Here is an 18065-nt window from a genome sequence, read left to right as displayed (position 1 = left end):
GCGCCGATGGTACTGCCGATTGGTGGGAGAGTAGGTCGCCGCCTTCTTCGAAAGCCCTTTACAGAAATGTGAAGGGCTTTTTTTATGGGATAAACTGTAGGTTCCGGGTGGGGCAGAAGCCCCCGCCCCAAAGGAAAGATACCCCGGCATACTGCAAGTAACCAGCACCCCAATGCCTTGACATGAATCCACCCCCCGGGGGAGTAAACTCCCCTGACCCCCGGAAATAAGAAAGGATTTTACGTTGTACTAAAAAAGCAGGATGCAACCATTTGCGCACCATACTGAAATCACCCAGGGCAATCTCCGCAAATCGGGTAAGGGTGGCTTCACCAAAAGAATTAAGCTGTGTAAACAAATTCTGCAAGGCCTGAAAACCCGCATCTGATTTCAGGCAAAGTGTAACAGGTTGGAATATTATTTTATCTTTAATAAGACACCGATCTTAAAAAAATGAGCCACGACCCGAACGATAAGAAATTTAAGAATTGGCTGGACATACTTCAGCAGGAAAGTTGGCAGTTGGAGCTCATAATTTCAGGATTTGCGATTTACGGGCTATTCATGGTGATCGAGCCGATTGAACTCGCTTCATTAAGGGCTGAAAATGACGATAATTTTTATACAATACTGCTCTATCAGGGTTTAAAGGTTTCCTGGTATATCATTACGGTAAACCTGATTGCACATGTTATTTTGAGGGGTTTGTGGATTGGAGCTATCGGTTTGCGATATGTTTCCGGTGAGATTGACTATGATAAATTGAATTACAGTGAAAAATTTACCCGTCACTTACAGAAAAGGGTAGGGTCTTTTGACAATTACGTGGCCACCCTCGAGAAATACTGCAGTATCATTTTTGCCGTAACTTTTTTACTGGTTTTCTACCTGCTGGGATTACTGGTGATTACCTTTTGCTTTGTGCTCATCGGATTGTGGCTGGACAAAGAAGATGTTGCAGAGTGGCCCAGAACCTGGTTGGCACCACCACTGATTATCTTTCTCAGCCTTGGACTGATACTGACATTTATAGACTTTGTGACCCAGGGCTGGCTGAAACGAAAGAAGTGGACCACAAAGATTTACTATCCCTTCTATTGGGTCTTTAAATACCTCACCCTGTCCGTGCTTTACCGACCTATGGTCTATAATTTCCTGGACACCCGGTTTGGAAAACGCCTGATCTGGATTGTCATACCGCTCTATCTGGGCCTGACATTTTTGACGGGTACAGGTTTCAGCACATCCAATTATATTGACAATGAGATGAATACCAATTCATATACGGCGGGAAAGGCCAATTATTTCGATACACTTGAGCAGGATGTTCCTTTTGTGGACCGGGCTGCCATACCTTCCAAGGTGATATCCGATCCTTTCCTTAATGTTTTTGTCGCCTATGGGAGCAGCGTAGAGGATGACGTCTTCTTTTTTAACGAAGACCTTAAGCCCGAGGAAGATAAAAGGGGTATTTTCTCTGCAACTGCAGAGGGGACCGTCAGTTGGTCAAAAAAACGCGATGGCCTGAAGAAATATCTTGAAACCCTTGAGGATATGTATACGCTGACCATTGATAGCCTGGATTTTAAACCTGAATTTGTCTACACCCAGAATACCCAGAAACAATTGGGGTATGAAACATTCCTAGACCTGGGTAATGTTCCACGGGGCAAGCATGTACTTAGGGTACGTCGCAAGGATCACGACATGGATAGCGTCTATCTCAGGACGATCATAAACATTCCATTTTGGTATTTTCCGGAGTAGCTCCCTTTTGAGGTGTCTTTTACAGATGCCCTATCTGCCTTCAGTGAATTCCTATAACCAAGAACCAAAAAGAACCTTTGGGGGTGGCCAAAATAGGTGCCCTTACGCTGTCTATTCCCTTTCATGCCGTACCTTTGGGTGACCAAATTCCAGAACTCGGTCTGAATGTGGAACCTTAGCTATAAAGAAGAAGAATATTGGAATACAGGGACACATGCCCTTGGAATTCTTCTGGGGATCGCGGGTGCGGTGATGTTGGTCTCAAAAGGGTCGGACCTGGACCCTACAGGGCGCTGGGCACTTTGGGTCTACAGCCTTTCTATCATTTTGCTTTTTTCAGCCTCCACGATCTACCATGCCGTTGCCGACCCAAGAATTAAAAAGAAACTTCGCATCCTGGATCACATCAGTATTTATTTTCTGATTGCAGGCACCTACACTCCTGTAGCCCTAATCACCCTGAGGGATACCAGTGGATGGACACTGTTCTGGGCTGTTTGGGGAATGGCTGCCTTTGGCACCGTCCTGAAGATCTTTTTTACAGGCCGGTTTGAAATATTTTCACTGCTGCTTTATCTCCTGATGGGATGGTTGATTGTGATCGACATAGGAAATCTGATGGAGTTGTTAAGCCCGACAGGCAAGAGACTCTTAATCGCGGGAGGGGCCTTTTATACCCTGGGAATTTTGTTCTATGCCATTCGAAAGATCCCGTTTAATCACATGATCTGGCACTTCTTTGTTCTGGGCGGGGCTATTTGCCACTGGCTTCTCGTCTATCTTGACGTCGTTCCCGATTAACGTAGAATACCTAAAGGAGGTAAGCCAGAACCATTCCAAGTACAATGACCCCGAATCGCTTGAGGTTCACAGCGTGGTCTTTTGAGCTTTCAAACAATATAATGGTCGATACATGGAGGATCATTCCGATAACCAGGGCGAGCAAATAAGGATATATGTTTTGAAGCATGGTCAGGTTCCCGAATATAGCTCCCAGGGGCGTCATGAGGGCGAAGATCACAACAACGACCCAGCTTTGAGTTGGCGTCTTTCCGGAACCCAGGAGAAAACTCCCAAAAATAAGGGCTACCGGTATTTTATGGATTGAAATCCCCCAGACTACATCCGGATTCTGTACCAGCGGGATTCCTTCGAGAAAAGCGTGAATGCCAAGACTCAGGAAAAGTATTCCTGAAATCCCTGATTGTTCCCCTTTGTGGTGCAAATGTCCGTGTTCTGCACCTCTTGAAAAAAATTCCAAAACAATTTGGAGCAGGATCCCCAGGGCAATAAACACGCCGGCTTGTCGCATTTCAAAATCCCTGTACACCTCAGGGAAGAGTTCAAAAAGCGTGATTCCCAAAAGGAAGGCTCCGCTAAAGGATAGCAACAGCCGATGGCTGCGCAATCGCAGGGCCGGAAAGAGGATTAGAACTACAAAGCTCAAAACCACTGCAAGGGCGGGTAAGGTAAGGACGAGAAAGGAGGGTTGGTTAGGTGTCATTTATTAAATACGCCTGTAAAATTAGTGTATTTTTGGGGTTCAAAATGCGTATGCCATGGCAGAAAATTTTAAAATGATCGCCAAAACCCTTTACGGGATGGAATCTGTCCTTAGCGAGGAATTGCGAAAACTGGGGGCAGGTAATGTAAAGGAAGGGGTACGCTGTGCTTTCTTTGAAGGCGATCTGGGTTTTATGTACAAGGCAAACCTCACACTTCGAACCGCATTGCGAATTCTTAAACCGATTCAGACCTTTCGCATTCGCAGACCGGAAGATCTATACCCGTCCATTCAGGAGGTCAATTGGGAGAAATATCTGGATCCCTCAATGACCTTTGTCGTGGATACGGTAATGCATAGCGACCATTTTTCAAATTCCCTCTTTGTATCTCAGAAATCAAAAGATGCCATAGTGGATCAGTTCAGAAAGCGGGTAGGGGAACGGCCCACAGTTTCGGTTTCTGATCCGGACGTTCGAATACACCTCCATTTGCAGGGTGATACGATTCACCTGTCCCTGGACAGTTCGGGCAGCTCTTTGCATAGGCGGGGTTACCGAACGGATACCAATATAGCCCCTATAAATGAGGTGCTTGGGGCGGGATTGCTCTTGTTGAGTGGATGGCGCGGGCAATGTGACCTTCTTGACCCGATGTGTGGCAGTGGCACTTTGCTGATTGAAGCTGCCATGATCGCATGCAATATCCCGGCGAATATTAACAGGGAAAACTTTGGCTTCCAGAACTGGAAGGATTACGACCCGGATCTTTTTAAAACCATCCATGATGCCAGCCTCGCCAGAACACGGGAATTCCATTATAAAATCCAGGGCTTCGACAAAGCGCCCTCAGCGGTTCAAAAGGCATCTGAAAACATCAAGAATGCAAACTTATCCGAATACATCGAGGTGACGCATCAGGACTTCTTTAAGACTGAAAAAGAATCGGCAGGCCCCCTTCACCTGATCTGCAACCCCCCCTATGGAGAGCGGCTTCCGGTAGCTATAGAGTCCTTCTACAAAGAATTTGGTAATACCCTGAAGCGCCACTATAAGAATACAAGGGCATGGATGTTTACCGGCAATCTCGAAGCACTGAAATATGTAGGGCTGCGCCCTTCCAGGAAGATTAAGCTTTATAATGGAAGTATTGAATCCAGGCTAGCCCTTTATGAAATTTACGAGGGCAGTAAAAAGGCAAAATACAACCCGAAATAAAAGGGGTTATTCCGTGATTTCCACAGGCTTTTCCCGGGATTTCCGGTAGAGGGGGATTAAATAACTGATGGAGTAATTAAATCCGACTCCAAACCTGCTGTTGTCTGTTTTTTTGTTGAAACCGGGAATCCAGACATTTGGAAAGGGGCCCGCACCGGAATCTGTAACCAAAATTCCAAGCCGCACACTCGCTCCCAGGTAAATATTTGCAAAGAGCTCTGTTTTAACCCCTAACAAGAGTTCGAGCCAGGAGGCATTCAGGCCCGAATATTCCCCTAAATACGCTCCTGATCCCTGGGGAAACGTATCGGGATTCCAGTACCGGTTACTGTCGAATAAGCTGTACTTGTCCAGGGAAGTGCTAAAGGTAGAAAAGGCATAGCGCGCACCCACAATAATGCTGTTGTTCATGCCAAACCAGTTCTGATAGGTATTGAAATCAGCCCCGAGCTTAATATAGCTTCCAGAGGGATTCATTTCATAAATTGTAATCCGGTTATTTCCATCGGCATTGTCCAGGACCTCTTCAACAACATTCGATTCATTTCCGAGTTCGGCTGCCAGGTACCAGCGGTTGCTTAGTCGGTAGTCTCCCACAATTTCCAGGCCCTGATATCCGTCCTTAAAAACTGAAATTAAGGGCCGGCTCAGATCAATCCCCACCCGCAGACCATAGATTTCCGATTTCTTCGTGGTATCCCGCACCTTCTTTTGTCCAAAACCCGTATAGGAGCAGAACAGTGCCAGGAGTAGTGAAAATTTAATGAAAGATCGACACATGCGTACTGTCCAGGTTTTGTACCGAAGTATATTCCACTTCAATATTCTGTATCCAGTTTTCGGACCCGGTCTGTAATTGGGACTCCAGCTCGTCGTATTGGGCAACAAAGCCACACGCTCTGGAAATAAAGACTTCACGGGTTTGATAATCGAAACGAACGGTGTCCGGATTACCAATTTCCTGTTCCTCATCATCTTGAGAATCGAGGATCATTATAAAGGTCGTCTCTGTTTCTCCAGGACGCAGGGGAATGGCAATGGAGTCCAAAGTGCTTCGATCCGTAAATGTATCCACCGCCTCATCTTTACCCAGACCGAGTACCCTCAGGCGATTCACACTTTTGGCGTCCAGCGGATTTTCAGCATCAAAAAACTTGATGATCAACAAAGGCGTATCCCCATCCACACAAATATCATCTTTCTCGCATCCACCTAGCAGCATCAATAACAAACTGCATACCATTAGAATGCATATGGTGCGTCCAAAAAAAGGAAAAGTTGCTTTAAGCATAAAGGGGGTAAATTACGGATTATTCCGCCGTCTTAAAAGTACAATATTTTCAACGTGATGGGTCTGCGGAAACATATCCACAGGTTGAACCCTTACGACTTCATATACATCTTTCATCAAAGCCAGATCTCTGGCTTGAGTGGCACTGTTGCAGCTCACATACACGATTCGTGATGGGGTGATTTCAAGAATTCTCTCAATGACGTCTTTGTGCATACCGTCTCTGGGAGGGTCGGTAATCAGCACTTCCGGGTGGCCGTGTTCCGCCAGGAATTCACGACTGAACAGATCCTTCATATCCCCGGAGTAAAAGGAGACATTACCGATATTGTTGACCTTAGCATTTTCCCTTGCCGCTTCAACGGCTTCAGGGACAGCTTCAATTCCGACAACTTTTCCCGCTTCCCGAGCGACGAACTGCGCAATGGTACCCAACCCGGTGTAGAGGTCGTAAACGAGTTCTGTACCCGAAAGACCGGCGAATTCCCGGACTTTCCTGTATAGTTGGTAGGCTTGTTCACTATTTGTCTGATAAAAAGATTTGGGGGTGATCTGAAATTGCAGCCCCTCCATTGTCTCATAAATGCAGGAAGCCCCCGCATATCTTATGAGCTCCTGGTCGTAGATCGTATCGTTCTTTTTTTGGTTGACGGTATAGTAAAGGGATGAGATTTGTGGAAATGTATCAAGCAGGTAATCGAGCAGGAGTTCCCTGCCTGCTTGATCCTCCTCAAATAATTGAAGCACAATCATCAGGCTGCCCGAGGATGTACTTCTGATCATCAGCGTGCGAAGCAGTCCTTCCTGCTTCCTGGGGTCAAAAAAGGAAAGTCCGTTCGCATCGGCATATTCGCGAATGGCCAGGCGGATCTGATTGACAGGATCAGCCATCAGATGGCACTCCTTGAGATCCAGGATTTTATCCCACATTCCCGGAATGTGCAACCCCAGGGCATTCCTGCTACCCGCGGGGTAACCCTCTTCGAGTTCTTCAGGTTGCAGCCAGCGGTTATTGGAAAAAGAAAATTCCATCTTATTGCGGTAATAAAAAGGCTGGGGGGCCGGTAAAATCGGATCGATCTCCGGTAAATCGAGCTTTCCGATCCGCAGGAGATTCTCCACAACTTCCTTTTGTTTGAATTTCAACTGCGCTTCATAACTCATGTTTTGCCATTTACACCCTCCGCAGGTGCCAAAATGGATACATTTGGGTGTAACCCGATCTTCAGAGGCTTCTTGTATGGCGGTTACGTAACCCTCATAGTACCCTTTTCGTTTTCGGGTGGTTTGTACTGAAACCAAGTCTCCCGGAACGGCACCGCTGATAAAGACGATACGCCCATCCGGAGCCTTTGCTACAGCCTTTCCTTTGGAGCCCGCATCTATAACTCTCAGGTCTTCAAAGTGTGGCCTGACCTTTCTTTTTCTCATGGGGCAAAAGTAAGGGTTTTGTTCAATAGAAACGCTTAACAGGTCATCCTCGAATACCGGATAATCAGGCTGTCGGGAATAGGGCGGATTTCGCCCTGAAAATTTTGTTTACACCCTTCAAATAATCGTACATTTATGCCTCTTCGCGGATGATTTCTCTCCCAAAGCAGGAATTGTATTTGAATAATTAAAAATTTTGAGGAATGTCTGTTATTGAAAAACTCAGTTCAGCGGAGGCTATGGCTCTTGAAGCGCGATACGGCGCACAGAATTACCACCCGCTCCCAGTGGTTTTAAGCCGGGGTGAAGGTGCTTATGTATGGGATGTGGAAGGGAAAAAGTATTACGATTTTTTATCTGCATATTCGGCAGTAAACCAGGGGCATTGCCATCCGAAAATCATCGGCGCCCTGAAAACCCAGGCCGAAAACCTTACCCTTACTTCACGGGCGTTTTACAACGACCAGCTGGGGCCTTACGAAAAGTATATTACCGAGTATTTTGGATTTGACAAGGTGCTGCCCATGAATACCGGGGCTGAAGCGGTTGAAACGGCGATGAAGTTGGCCAGAAAGTGGGGTTATGAGAAAAAGGGCATTCCTGCGAACAAGGCGAAAATAGTGGTTTGTCAGAACAACTTTCACGGTCGCACGATCTCCATAATTTCAGCATCCAACGACCCTATTGCCACAGAGAACTTCGGACCCTTTACACCTGGGATCATTGCGATCAGATATAACGATCTCAATGCCCTCGAAGAAGTAATGGGCCCTGACGTTGCAGCATTTATGGTTGAGCCTATACAGGGTGAGGCCGGGGTATATGTACCCGACGCAAATTATTTGAAGGAGGCTAAAAAAATATGTAAGGCCAATGACGTTCTGTTCATTGCCGATGAAGTTCAGACCGGGGTTGCCCGTACGGGCCGTTTACTGGCCAGTTGCGGAAACTGCAATTGCCCCGAAAAGAATTGTTCCGGGACCCCGGAGGTAAAACCCGATATCCTTATTTTGGGCAAGGCCTTGTCAGGTGGTGTTTTTCCTGTTTCAGCTGTTCTGGCCAATGATGAAATCATGGAGGTGATCCGTCCGGGAAATCACGGCTCCACCTTTGGGGGCAACCCCCTGGCATGTGCTGTGGCTGTTGCCGCCCTTGAGGTTGTGCGGGAAGAACGTCTGGCTGAACGTGCCGAGCGGCTCGGGCAAATCTTCAGAGATAAAATGAAGGAAATAATACAGGAAACAAATCTGGTAAAACTCGTTAGGGGGAAGGGGCTTTTGAATGCCATTGTTATCAATGACACCGAGGACAGCTCCACTGCCTGGGAAATATGTGTGGCCTTAAAAGAGAATGGTCTTCTGGCCAAACCGACTCATGGTAACATTATACGTTTTGCGCCTCCCCTTGTGATGACAGAGGAACAATTGGAAGAATGTGTGGAAATCATTCGTAAAACGCTTCTCAATTACGAAGCTGCCTAAAAAAAAAGACCGGAGTGAAAACTCCGGTCTTTTTTTTAGTATCGATCTATTCCTAAGACCGGATCTCTTTAATTCTCGCTTTCTTACCAGTGAGGCCGCGGAAGTAATAGATTCGCGCACGACGTACTTTCCCACGCTTGTTAATTTCTATCTTCTGCAGGGCGGGCATATTGATCGGAAAGATCCGCTCTACACCAACAGTTCCACTCATTTTTCGAATCGTGAAGGTTTCAGTAGCACCTGAGCCACGTCTTTGGATGACCACTCCGCGAAAGAACTGCGTCCGGGTTTTTTCCCCTTCTTTGATCTCGTAGTAAACGGTGATGGTATCTCCGGAAGAAAAATTCGGAAAATCATTTTTTACTACAAATTCGTTTTCAACAAAACTTACTAAGGATTCCATTGTATTGTTTTTAATTTATCCGGACCAACATTCACGCACCTCGTCAGAGGTTGACCCAAAATCGTGTGCAAAAATAGTTGAATAATCTCAAATCACAAGGAAAATCAGTCTGATTTTGCAGGGGGCGGGTCCTGGAGTAAATCCGGACGTCGCTGCCGCGTTCTCAGAAGCGCCTGTTCTTCCCGCCAGGCTTCAATTTTTTTGAAATTGCCGCTTAACAATACTTCAGGCACGTGTTTTCCCTTAAATTCCCGTGGTCTCGTGTATACCGGGGGTGCCAATAGATTGTCCTGGAATGTATCGGTTAAGGCAGAGGTCTCATCATTGAGGACTCCCGGAATAAGGCGGATTATGGCATCACATAATACAGCAGCACCTAGTTCACCACCGGACAGAACGTAATCGCCGATTGAAATCTCCCGGGTAACCCAGAGGTCCCGGATGCGCTGATCGATACCCTTATAATGCCCGCAAATAATCAGGAGGTTCTTGCTTAGGGACAGGCGGTTGGCCATGGACTGGTTCAGGGTCTCGCCATCCGGAGTCATATAGATGATCTCATCATAGGTGCATTTGGAAGTCAGATCCTCAAGACAGCGATCCAGGGGTTCCGGCATCATTACCATCCCGGCTCCACCTCCAAAGGCGTAATCATCTACCTGTTTGTATCGGGAGGTAGCGTAGTCCCGGAGATTATGTAAACCAATCGCAACGAGGCCCTTGTCGATAGCGCGTTTCAAAATCGAAGCGCCGAAGGGACTTTCGAGTAATTCGGGGAGTACGGTGATAATATCAATTCGCATGAGGAACGGTTATGAACTCCTGAACTCTCAGGAGGTCCAAAAGTAATGAAATACCCCGGCATCCTTTTTCCATCCCAATCGCTCGTAGAGTTTTTGGGCCGGGTTGTCCGTTGCCGTCTCCAGGGCAAGTCCTTTAGCCCCTTTTTCACGACAAAACCCCTGTGCATGCCGCAATAAGGCCTCTCCAAGTCCTGTACCCCTTTTACCCGGGGTCACAAACAAATCGTTCAAAATATAAAGGGGCCTCAAACTCACACTGGAAAACGATGGGTACAATTGCGTGAATCCCAGTAAGGCATGGTCATTTTGGATAACGAAGATGACGGAATCCTGTTTAATAAGCCGCTCATGCATGAACACCCTGGCCTTTTCCACATCCGAATCGGCTCCGTAGAACACCCTGTAGGCGTCCATAAGTTCTGCCAGTTGTGGCAAATCCGCTCTACTCGCTTCCCGGACAGTCATGAAGAACTAAAAAGGCAGTCTTACTTGCCCTTTTTATATTTGTTGATCTCGTCTTGCAGCTGACGACTTATTTTCTGTTCCCGCTCCAGAGCTTTGCGACGGTGATCCTCGTATTCACTTTCCACATCGGAGAGTTTCACCTTGGCTTCCTGGGTGAGGACATTACTTCTTCTGTATTTGTAGATAAACAACAACAGGAAGAGCAGTAAACCTCCGATAATGGTCCATAAAACCAGGTTGTAGGTGATTTTGGATACCTGCATACCAATCAAAGACATACTATCTTTTTCGGCGGTGATATCCGCCAATTGATTGGTCGTATTTTCGAGCTTTCCATTGAGGTCTTCAATGGTACCTTCCTGCCGGGCGATGGTGGCATTGAGTTCCCTGGCTTCTGCACGCCCCTTGTTCAGGCTATCTAAAATATTGTCCCTGATTTTGTCGAGCTGTATCCTTCGAACTACTTCATACCTTCTTCCTTCCGCATTATAATTCCCGGATTTCCTGTAAAGGAATTCAAATTGGCTTTCTATGGTTCCGCCCTCCAGAGAGTTTTCCTGTTCTTCTTCCTGAGCCCAGAGCATGCTACCTGCACATAACGCAAGGCCGAGAAAAATTGTTTTAAGTAGCCTCATTTGAGATTGTTCTTTGGTGTAAAATGGTTTAAGAAGTGACTAAAGTACTTTAATATTATGGAATTTTAAAAAAAACAAGCAACACGCTTTCAGGGCCCAACCCCGATCAAAACATATAAAAACAGGCCATACATCCTAATAATAGGTAAAACGTCGGACTTTTGCGATATATTTTGAGAGTCGTATCACCTGATGCGCATATCCAAATTCATTGTCGTACCATATATACAGAACGATACTCCGGCCGTCCGGGGATACGATAGTGGCTTTACTGTCGTAAATAGCCGGGGCGGAAGTTCCAACGATATCGGAAGAGACGAGTTCGTTGCTGAGGGAGTATTTGATCTGTTCGACCAGATCTCCTTCCAGGGCATATTTTTTTACAATGGTATTGATGCCTTCGGGAGTCGTTGTACTGTTGAGTTCGAGATTGAGGATGGCCAGGGAACCATTCGGCACGGGAACCCGAATGGCATTCGAGGTGAGCTTTCCCGTTAATACCGGTAATGCCTTAGCGACAGCTTTTCCGGCCCCTGTCTCGGTAACTACCATATTCAGCGCTGCGGCCCGGCCCCTGCGGTATTTGGAATGTATATTATCTACGAGGTTCTGGTCGTTGGTATAGGCGTGTATGGTCTCGATGTGCCCTTTAACGATACCCAGGGAATCCTCTACTACTTTCAAAAGAGGGGTAATGGCGTTTGTGGTGCAGGAAGCGGCTGAATAGATGTCGACCTGATCCGGATCGAATTCTCTGTGATTCACCCCGTGTACTATATTGGGAATATTCTTGCCCGGGGCGGTAAGGAGCACCTTCGAGATCCCTTTGGCCTTTAAATGCCTGCCCAGTGCTTTCTCATCCCGGAAAGCTCCAGTATTGTCAATAACGAGGGCATCAGAAATTCCGAATTTCGAATAATCAATATCCTCAGGATTATCCGCGGAAATCAGATGCACGCTGGTTCCATTGATCAGGAGCAAGTGATTTTGGGCATCCACCTCTACGGTACCGCTGAATTCTCCATGCACCGAATCCGTCCGTAAGAGGGCAGCTCTTTTTTCGAGTATCTCAGGGGTTAATTGCCCCCGGGTGACTATGGCTCGGAGCCGGAGCTGATTCCCTTTGCCGGTTTTAGCCATAAGTTCCCTGGCCAGTAATCTCCCGATCCTGCCGAAACCATAAAGCACAACATCCTTGGGTTCAATTGCCGGATAGGAATCGGCATCCCTGAGTTTGTCCAGAACGAAGGACTTTACGTTGTGATACGTATTTTCCTCCTCTGTATGATACTCATAGGTCAGTTTTCCTATGTCCAGCTTTGAGGGCGGTAGTTTAATGTCGTTGATCGCGCGGAGTAATTCAACCGAATCAAAAATTGAAATGGGTTTTTGAACAAATTGTCCGGCGTACTCGTGCAAATTGATGATGTCGCTGACATTCTTATCGATTACCTGATTCCGGAACAAAACCACCTCAATCGCCTTGTCATACCAAAGGTCGCTTATGATTTTTATGAATTCAGTGGTGGCTTTTCGCCTGTCGGCCTGGAAGGCAAGCTCCTTCTCATAGGTGCTGTTGTGGCTCATTGGTAAGGGTTATTTTAAATCTTTTGCAAAACTATACAATCAAACGTTTTCGCCATAGGAAATCGTATAATAAAAGCCCACCGTTTCGGGTGGGCTTTACATCGAAATACCGATTAACTTTATTGGAAAATGACCCTTTCGCGTTCTCCATTTGCGTTCTTAAGGGTAATGCTAGTCTGCCCGAACCGCGAGATGTTGCTGAAGTATTTCCGGGCATCTTTGATGTCCCTGATTTCCTGCCCGTCTACTTCGAGGATTACTTTACCTTCAAGGCCGTATTTACGCGAGTTTTCAGGAACATCGATAATTTTAACACCTTGTTTGATGTCGTATGTTTTCATGTCTTCCTCCGTCAGGTTTTTGATTGTGAAACCCAGGAGCGGCAATTGCATGGTCTGTCTCTCGCGAACCTCCACGGGAACTACCATCATTTCACCACCCCTTACCAGTTGTACATCCACCTGATCCCCGGGACTCTTGGTTGCAATATACCCTGTAAGATCCGCAAACTTACGGACCTGGATATCGTCTACCTGTTTGATGATGTCTCCATTTCTGAGGCCTGCTGTCTCAGCCCCGGAATCTTCCTCGACTTCGCCGATGAATACCCCATCCACCTGATCGATCCCATTTTCCCGGGCGTATTCTGAGTTTGGATCTACAGTGCGGATACCGATCACCCCTTTGATCACATCACCGTATTCCAGCAGATCCTGGACGATTTTTCGGGCGATATTGCTGGGAACGGCGAAAGAATAACCGATATAAGCCCCTGTTTGAGAGGTGATTGCTGTGTTAATCCCCACCAACTCCCCGTTTGTATTCACAAGGGCACCCCCACTGTTGCCGGGATTAACTGCGGCATCTGTCTGTATAAAGGATTGATTTCTTCCCAGGTTCCTGGCTTTGGCACTAACAATCCCGGCCGTAACCGTGGAGGTCAGGTTAAATGGATTGCCCACGGCGAGGACCCATTCCCCGATTCTTATATTGTCGGAGTCCCCAAAGACCAAATAGGGTAGTGGATCTTCAGTATCCACTTTGATTAAGGCGATATCAGAGGTGGGATCTGTTCCAACCACGGTGGCCTCATAGGTCTTATTGTTGTTCATTGTAACGCTTAGCTGCGTGGCCTTTGCAATTACGTGGTTGTTGGTGACAATGTACCCGTCGGGGGAAATGATGACACCGGATCCGGTTCCCACTTGAGGTGTGGCCCGTTCCTGATACCCGTAAAAGAATTCCATAAGGCTTCCCGGACCCCTGCTGATGGTGATATTTTTTACGTGCACCACAGCATTTACGGTTTTCTCAGCCGCATTCGTGAAATCAACTTCACTAAGGGGTGCTCCTGTTGCTGTGGTATATGAACTCGTCTGGAAAACCGGCTGTTCTTCATTCTGGTAAGTCAGCGGCTGGGATTTCTCAAAAAATGTTTTATAAGCTCCCAGGGTAAAAACTCCCGCCAGGACGGCGACTACAAATAAACCTCCTATACGTCTCATGTTCTTGTGCATTTTGAAGTTTAAATTTAACAGTTTTTCGTTCGTTCTGATTTTCGTTTAACGACATTTTAACGGGAGTCCGGCTCCGATTAAAGTGTATCTTTGCGCTTATGCAACTGACCTTTTGTAAATATCAGGCCACAGGCAACGACTTTATAATGGTGGACAACCGCCATGATTTTTTCCCCAAAAACGATACCAAAACTATTGAACGCCTCTGCCATCGCCGATTTGGTATCGGAGCTGACGGATTGATCCTGCTCGAAACTGACAATTCGACAGATTTTCGCATGGTATATTACAACGCCGATGGGCGGGAGGGCAGTATGTGTGGCAATGGAGGCCGGTGTATCGTGGCGTTTGCAAAATATTTGGGAATCATAGATACACACTGCAGTTTTGTGGCTTTCGATGGTGTTCATAGGGCCCGTATCTCCGGGGATGTAGTAGCGCTTCAGATGCAGGACGTATCTCAAATCCACGTTAAACCGAAATATCTTTTTCTGGACACAGGCTCACCCCATCACGTTCAACTTTGGGAAGACTGGGAGACCCTGGATGCAGAGAAGGAAGGAAAGCGTCTGCGGTATGGCCTTTACGGCGAAAAAGGAAGCAATATTAATTTTGTGAACCCATTGGAATCCGGACATTTCGAAGTCCGGACCTACGAACGGGGCGTGGAAAGTGAAACGTATTCCTGTGGGACCGGTGTTACCGCGGTTGCCATTGCGATGCACGAGTTGGGACGCGCCTCAGGGTCCGAGGCGATCCTTGAGACCAAAGGTGGAAACCTGAGGGTTTGTTTTACAAAAGAAGGAGCGGTATATTCGGATATCTGGCTGGAAGGCCCGGCGGAACAGGTGTTTAAAGGGAGTGTGTCATGAAATTGCTAAAGGGAGCGCATATTGCCCTTCGGGCTCTGGAGCCGGATGATCTCGAGTATTTATACTCTCTGGAAAACGATACGGATATTTGGGAAATCAGCGGTACCCTGGCCCCGTATTCGAAAAAAGTACTCAAGGATTATTTGGATAGGGCGCATTGCGATATCTACCAGGCCAAGCAACTTCGCCTGGTTATTTGCTCAGATTCAGAACCCCATATTGGACTTATCGATTTATATGATTTTGACCCGAGGAATTTACGTGCTGGGATCGGGATTGTAATTTCGCAACCCGGCAACAGGGATCGCGGATTTGGTGCAGAAGCCCTTTCATTGCTTTGTGAATACGCCTTTCAGGTTTTGGACCTACACCAGTTGTATGCCGGGGTATCTGCCGATAATTCCCGAAGCATTCATTTGTTCGAGAAGTTGGGGTTTCAGCAGAATGGGGTCCGGAAAGACTGGTTGCGGACCTCCCAAGGATTTAAAGATGAATTGCTATTTCAAAAAATAAGGACAGATGTATATTAAGCGTATTCTGCTCACTGTTGTTATTCTCGGACTGTTACTTGGAGGCCTTTTTTCTGCCATGGTCTACAGGACGTTATTTATATCCAATACCTCTTTCAATAATGATAAGGCTTTTGTGTATATTCCCTCCGATGCTGATTTCGAGGAGGTAAAACAGCAGCTTGAACCGCTTTTAAAGGACATATCGACCTTTGAAACAGCCGCTGAAAGAAAGCGATATGTCGAAAACGTAAAAGGTGGGAAGTACGCCATTTCCAGCGGGATGAATAATAATGATATTGTCAATGCATTGAGGAGCGGCAATATCCCTGTTCGCGTTTCCTTCAATAATCAGGAGCGTCCGTCTCTGCTCGCCGGACGCATTGCCTCCCAGCTCGAGGCAGATAGTCTGGAGCTGCTGGAAGCCTTTTCCGACCCACGATTTTTGGAAGCCCAGGGCTGGAGTGCCGATCAGGCAATATTGCCTTACATACCAAACAGTTACGAGTTTTATTGGAATACCACGGCAGTAGAGTTTCGCGATCGAATGCTGGAAGAGTACAAGAAATTCTGGTCAGATGCCCGACAGGAAAAGGCCCGTTCCCTCGGTCTGAGCCCTGAACAGGTTATCGCCCTGGCTGCCATTGTGCACAAAGAAACCGCCAAACCGGATGAGCGGCCCAGGGTTGCCGGGGTCTATCTGAACCGCCTGAAAAAGGGGATGTTGTTGCAGGCAGATCCAACGGTCATCTTCGCAATTAAAAAAGAAACCGGGAATTTCGATACGATAATCAAGCGGGTTCTTTACCGGGATCTCGAAATTAATTCTCCCTATAATACCTATAAGTATCCCGGGATTCCTCCGGGGCCCATTGCCATGCCTGATATTTCGGCTGTCGAGGCGGTGCTGGACCCCGAAACTCACAGGTACTTATATTTTGTGGCTGATACCGAAAACTTTGGGTATCACAAGTTTGCGGAAACACTTTCACAGCACAACCGCAATAAGGAGCAATACGTCCGATGGCTAAATGCTCAAAAAATCCGACGATAAGCACATTTAAGGTTATTTCCTGCTTTTTATCCGAAATTTCTGACGTTTTAAGACAATTTTGGGGAATGCACACGATGGCCGGTATATCTTTGTCCGGAGAACTATAAGCAGGATTTGTTGAAATCCCTAAGTCTTTTGAAACGAGCTATATGAAAAAGAGGATTCGTTTAATCAGTCCTTTGATCATGATTTTACTCTTTACAAGCTTCAGTTCGGAATCGCGGACAGAGGTTATCGTAAGGGTTCCGGAAAAGCTTCTGATCAAAGAAACACTTCACGTAATTTATCCCGCTTTGCCAGCTGATACGCCAAAAGAATGGATTCAACCTCCTTTTTTGGGAACCTCAGTGATCGGCTTCAGAGAGGCTCTGGCCTTTAAAGAATCCAGTGGAGATTACTTTATAACCAATACCCTGGGATACCTCGGAAAATATCAATTTGGAATAGGTACCCTTCAACTGATGGGCGTATACAATGCCACAAAGTTCCTGAAAAACCCTGCATTGCAAGAGCGTGTTTTTGTAACCAACCTCTCGCGAAATAAGTGGATTCTCCGCAGGGATATCCCGCGATTTGTGGGTAAGAAAATCAAAGGGGTTGAAATCACCGAGTCCGGAATACTTGCCGCTGCACATCTCGCGGGACCGGGAAACGTGAGAAAATACCTGCGCAGTTGGGGAGCACACGATTTAGCCGATGCCTATGGAACCACCATTTCGCATTATATGGGTAAATTTAAAGGGTACGACACCTCGTCCATCCTGCCCAGACGAAATCCACGTGTAAATTAAGCGATAATCGCATTATGCCTGTATGGCAAAGATGGCCGGGCGTTTGTTGAGTTCTGGTAGTTTGCCCATCCATTGACTTGCTTCATGAGTCCGGATCCATTCCGTTTTCAATGTGATGTCTGCCGCAATACAGAGCCTGGTTTTTCCGTGGAGGGTTTTGAGCAGTTCCTGTACCAGTTTGTCGTTCCGATAAGGTGTCTCCATAAAGAGCTGGGTTTGCCCGAGTTCCCGGGATCTTTTTTCCAGTTGTTTAATGGCTTTTTTGCGTTCCCCTGAATCTATGGGTAAATAGCCGTTAAAAGCGAAATTTTGTCCATTCAGGCCACTGGCCATTAGTGCCAGGATAATGGAGGAAGGTCCTACCATAGGTACGACCTGTATACCCTTCTCATGGGCGAGCTTTACGATCATTGCCCCGGGATCCGCAATTGCCGGACATCCCGCCTCAGATAAAACTCCGACCGGTTTGCCCTCTAAACACGGGGTCAGGTACCCCGGCAGGGCTTCAGCTTCGGTAAATTTATTAAGCAGGAATATCTGAAGCAGGGACTGGGTTTTGCGAGGCGTTATTTTTTTGATAAACCTGCGCGCTGTCTTTTCGTTCTCTACGATAAAGTGATCAATTTGTTCAATAGTCCGTTTAATGGTCAACGGCAGGACTTCAAGGGGTTCTGTCAACCCCAGTGTTGTCGGGATCAGGAAGAGCTTCCCAAATTCTGTGGGATTTGATTTCATAGGG

Annotated in this window: 20 protein-coding genes; 8 read left to right on the top strand and 12 right to left on the bottom strand. The window is 46.8% G+C overall.

Annotated elements, in window-relative coordinates; translation table 11 throughout:
- On the bottom strand, positions 1 to 192 hold a 192-nt coding region (locus QU605_RS10910), incomplete at its 3' end, for a hypothetical protein (protein ID WP_289725342.1).
- 261 nt (positions 193 to 453) lie between these two features.
- Between QU605_RS10910 and QU605_RS10905 the strand changes: the two genes are divergently transcribed.
- Both QU605_RS10905 and trhA read left to right on the top strand, forming a co-directional pair.
- Positions 454 to 1767: a hypothetical protein gene (locus QU605_RS10905; protein WP_289725341.1), complete on the top strand. Its 1314-nt coding sequence runs from the start codon at positions 454 to 456 to the stop codon at positions 1765 to 1767.
- A gap of 165 nt (positions 1768 to 1932) precedes the next feature.
- Positions 1933 to 2568 carry a PAQR family membrane homeostasis protein TrhA gene (gene trhA / locus QU605_RS10900; protein ID WP_289725340.1) on the top strand — a complete coding sequence of 212 codons (636 nt, stop codon included), beginning with the start codon at positions 1933 to 1935 and terminating at the stop codon, positions 2566 to 2568.
- 10 nt (positions 2569 to 2578) lie between these two features.
- Here trhA and QU605_RS10895 read toward each other — a convergent pair whose 3' ends face one another.
- On the bottom strand, positions 2579 to 3271 hold the full coding sequence (locus QU605_RS10895; RefSeq protein ID WP_289725339.1) for a ZIP family metal transporter: 693 nt from the start codon (positions 3269 to 3271) through the stop codon (positions 2579 to 2581).
- A 55-nt stretch (positions 3272 to 3326) separates the two neighbouring features.
- Between QU605_RS10895 and QU605_RS10890 the strand changes: the two genes are divergently transcribed.
- Positions 3327 to 4487 (top strand): THUMP domain-containing class I SAM-dependent RNA methyltransferase, encoded by a 1161-nt coding sequence (locus QU605_RS10890; RefSeq protein WP_289725338.1) that lies wholly within the window; start codon positions 3327 to 3329, stop codon positions 4485 to 4487.
- 6 nt (positions 4488 to 4493) lie between these two features.
- Here the strand turns inward: QU605_RS10890 and QU605_RS10885 are convergent, their stop codons facing one another.
- The 3 genes from QU605_RS10885 to rlmD are packed head-to-tail and all read right to left on the bottom strand — an operon-like array spanning position 4494 to position 7209.
- A complete protein-coding gene (locus QU605_RS10885; RefSeq protein WP_289725337.1) occupies positions 4494 to 5267 on the bottom strand; it encodes a DUF6048 family protein in 774 nt (257 codons plus the stop codon).
- Positions 5248 to 5778 carry a DUF6452 family protein gene (locus QU605_RS10880; RefSeq protein ID WP_289725336.1) on the bottom strand — a complete coding sequence of 177 codons (531 nt, stop codon included), beginning with the start codon at positions 5776 to 5778 and terminating at the stop codon, positions 5248 to 5250. The genes QU605_RS10885 and QU605_RS10880 overlap by 20 nt, the downstream gene beginning before the upstream one ends.
- 12 nt (positions 5779 to 5790) lie before the next feature.
- Positions 5791 to 7209 carry a 23S rRNA (uracil(1939)-C(5))-methyltransferase RlmD gene (gene rlmD, locus QU605_RS10875; RefSeq protein WP_289725335.1) on the bottom strand — a complete coding sequence of 473 codons (1419 nt, stop codon included), beginning with the start codon at positions 7207 to 7209 and terminating at the stop codon, positions 5791 to 5793.
- 203 nt (positions 7210 to 7412) lie between these two features.
- On the opposite strand from rlmD, the gene rocD reads away from it, so the two are divergent.
- Positions 7413 to 8690, top strand: coding sequence for an ornithine--oxo-acid transaminase (gene rocD, locus QU605_RS10870; protein ID WP_289725334.1), 1278 nt, complete (start codon positions 7413 to 7415; stop codon positions 8688 to 8690).
- Between the two features lie 52 nt (positions 8691 to 8742).
- On the opposite strand, the gene rplS is transcribed toward rocD, so the two are convergent.
- The 6 genes from rplS to QU605_RS10840 form a co-directional block, all read right to left on the bottom strand.
- Positions 8743 to 9093 carry a 50S ribosomal protein L19 gene (rplS, locus tag QU605_RS10865; protein WP_289725333.1) on the bottom strand — a complete coding sequence of 117 codons (351 nt, stop codon included), beginning with the start codon at positions 9091 to 9093 and terminating at the stop codon, positions 8743 to 8745.
- A gap of 104 nt (positions 9094 to 9197) precedes the next feature.
- A complete protein-coding gene (trmD, locus tag QU605_RS10860) occupies positions 9198 to 9896 on the bottom strand; it encodes a tRNA (guanosine(37)-N1)-methyltransferase TrmD (RefSeq protein WP_289725332.1) in 699 nt (232 codons plus the stop codon).
- Between the two features lie 27 nt (positions 9897 to 9923).
- Positions 9924 to 10361 (bottom strand): GNAT family N-acetyltransferase, encoded by a 438-nt coding sequence (locus QU605_RS10855; RefSeq protein ID WP_289725331.1) that lies wholly within the window; start codon positions 10359 to 10361, stop codon positions 9924 to 9926.
- A 20-nt stretch (positions 10362 to 10381) separates the two neighbouring features.
- Complete coding sequence (locus QU605_RS10850) at positions 10382 to 10996, bottom strand: tRNA (guanine-N1)-methyltransferase (protein ID WP_289725330.1); 615 nt, start codon at positions 10994 to 10996, stop codon at positions 10382 to 10384.
- Positions 10997 to 11131: 135 nt separating this feature from the next.
- Entirely contained in the window at positions 11132 to 12583 is a 1452-nt protein-coding gene (locus tag QU605_RS10845) for a glyceraldehyde-3-phosphate dehydrogenase (RefSeq protein WP_289725329.1), read from the bottom strand.
- Positions 12584 to 12702: 119 nt separating this feature from the next.
- Positions 12703 to 14088 carry a trypsin-like peptidase domain-containing protein gene (locus QU605_RS10840; protein WP_289725328.1) on the bottom strand — a complete coding sequence of 462 codons (1386 nt, stop codon included), beginning with the start codon at positions 14086 to 14088 and terminating at the stop codon, positions 12703 to 12705.
- Between the two features lie 110 nt (positions 14089 to 14198).
- On the opposite strand from QU605_RS10840, the gene dapF reads away from it, so the two are divergent.
- From dapF to QU605_RS10820, 4 genes are all read left to right on the top strand, one after another.
- A complete protein-coding gene (dapF, locus tag QU605_RS10835) occupies positions 14199 to 14972 on the top strand; it encodes a diaminopimelate epimerase (RefSeq protein WP_289725327.1) in 774 nt (257 codons plus the stop codon).
- Positions 14969 to 15502: a GNAT family N-acetyltransferase gene (locus QU605_RS10830; RefSeq protein WP_289725326.1), complete on the top strand. Its 534-nt coding sequence runs from the start codon at positions 14969 to 14971 to the stop codon at positions 15500 to 15502. The genes dapF and QU605_RS10830 overlap by 4 nt, the downstream gene beginning before the upstream one ends.
- Complete coding sequence (mltG, locus tag QU605_RS10825; protein WP_289725325.1) at positions 15492 to 16535, top strand: endolytic transglycosylase MltG; 1044 nt, start codon at positions 15492 to 15494, stop codon at positions 16533 to 16535. The genes QU605_RS10830 and mltG overlap by 11 nt, the downstream gene beginning before the upstream one ends.
- A gap of 149 nt (positions 16536 to 16684) precedes the next feature.
- Positions 16685 to 17326 (top strand): hypothetical protein, encoded by a 642-nt coding sequence (locus QU605_RS10820; RefSeq protein WP_289725324.1) that lies wholly within the window; start codon positions 16685 to 16687, stop codon positions 17324 to 17326.
- A 12-nt stretch (positions 17327 to 17338) separates the two neighbouring features.
- Here QU605_RS10820 and QU605_RS10815 read toward each other — a convergent pair whose 3' ends face one another.
- A complete protein-coding gene (locus QU605_RS10815) occupies positions 17339 to 18061 on the bottom strand; it encodes an SAM-dependent methyltransferase (RefSeq protein WP_289725323.1) in 723 nt (240 codons plus the stop codon).
- Positions 18062 to 18065 lie beyond the last annotated feature (4 nt).

The sequence above is a fragment of the Robiginitalea aurantiaca genome, assembly GCF_030380815.1.
Lineage (GTDB): Bacteria > Bacteroidota > Bacteroidia > Flavobacteriales > Flavobacteriaceae > Robiginitalea > Robiginitalea aurantiaca.
The sequence above is the reverse complement of the archived record's forward strand: the minus strand, read 5'-3'. Positions and strand labels throughout refer to the sequence as shown.

Bases quoted from the DNA above. Each gene is read 5' to 3' on its own strand.
- QU605_RS10890 (WP_289725338.1), top strand. From the start codon at position 3,327: ATGGCAGAAAATTTTAAAATGATCGCCAAAACCCTTTACGGGATGGAA.
- QU605_RS10840 (WP_289725328.1), bottom strand. From the start codon at position 14,088: ATGAGACGTATAGGAGGTTTATTTGTAGTCGCCGTCCTGGCGGGAGTT.
- QU605_RS10905 (WP_289725341.1), top strand. From the start codon at position 454: ATGAGCCACGACCCGAACGATAAGAAATTTAAGAATTGGCTGGACATA.
- QU605_RS10855 (WP_289725331.1), bottom strand. From the start codon at position 10,361: ATGACTGTCCGGGAAGCGAGTAGAGCGGATTTGCCACAACTGGCAGAA.
- dapF (WP_289725327.1), top strand. From the start codon at position 14,199: ATGCAACTGACCTTTTGTAAATATCAGGCCACAGGCAACGACTTTATA.
- rplS (WP_289725333.1), bottom strand. From the start codon at position 9,093: ATGGAATCCTTAGTAAGTTTTGTTGAAAACGAATTTGTAGTAAAAAAT.
- rocD (WP_289725334.1), top strand. From the start codon at position 7,413: ATGTCTGTTATTGAAAAACTCAGTTCAGCGGAGGCTATGGCTCTTGAA.
- QU605_RS10850 (WP_289725330.1), bottom strand. From the start codon at position 10,996: ATGAGGCTACTTAAAACAATTTTTCTCGGCCTTGCGTTATGTGCAGGT.
- trhA (WP_289725340.1), top strand. From the start codon at position 1,933: ATGTGGAACCTTAGCTATAAAGAAGAAGAATATTGGAATACAGGGACA.
- QU605_RS10820 (WP_289725324.1), top strand. From the start codon at position 16,685: ATGAAAAAGAGGATTCGTTTAATCAGTCCTTTGATCATGATTTTACTC.
- QU605_RS10880 (WP_289725336.1), bottom strand. From the start codon at position 5,778: ATGCTTAAAGCAACTTTTCCTTTTTTTGGACGCACCATATGCATTCTA.
- mltG (WP_289725325.1), top strand. From the start codon at position 15,492: ATGTATATTAAGCGTATTCTGCTCACTGTTGTTATTCTCGGACTGTTA.
- QU605_RS10845 (WP_289725329.1), bottom strand. From the start codon at position 12,583: ATGAGCCACAACAGCACCTATGAGAAGGAGCTTGCCTTCCAGGCCGAC.
- QU605_RS10885 (WP_289725337.1), bottom strand. From the start codon at position 5,267: ATGTGTCGATCTTTCATTAAATTTTCACTACTCCTGGCACTGTTCTGC.
- trmD (WP_289725332.1), bottom strand. From the start codon at position 9,896: ATGCGAATTGATATTATCACCGTACTCCCCGAATTACTCGAAAGTCCC.
- QU605_RS10895 (WP_289725339.1), bottom strand. From the start codon at position 3,271: ATGACACCTAACCAACCCTCCTTTCTCGTCCTTACCTTACCCGCCCTT.
- QU605_RS10815 (WP_289725323.1), bottom strand. From the start codon at position 18,061: ATGAAATCAAATCCCACAGAATTTGGGAAGCTCTTCCTGATCCCGACA.
- QU605_RS10830 (WP_289725326.1), top strand. From the start codon at position 14,969: ATGAAATTGCTAAAGGGAGCGCATATTGCCCTTCGGGCTCTGGAGCCG.
- rlmD (WP_289725335.1), bottom strand. From the start codon at position 7,209: ATGAGAAAAAGAAAGGTCAGGCCACACTTTGAAGACCTGAGAGTTATA.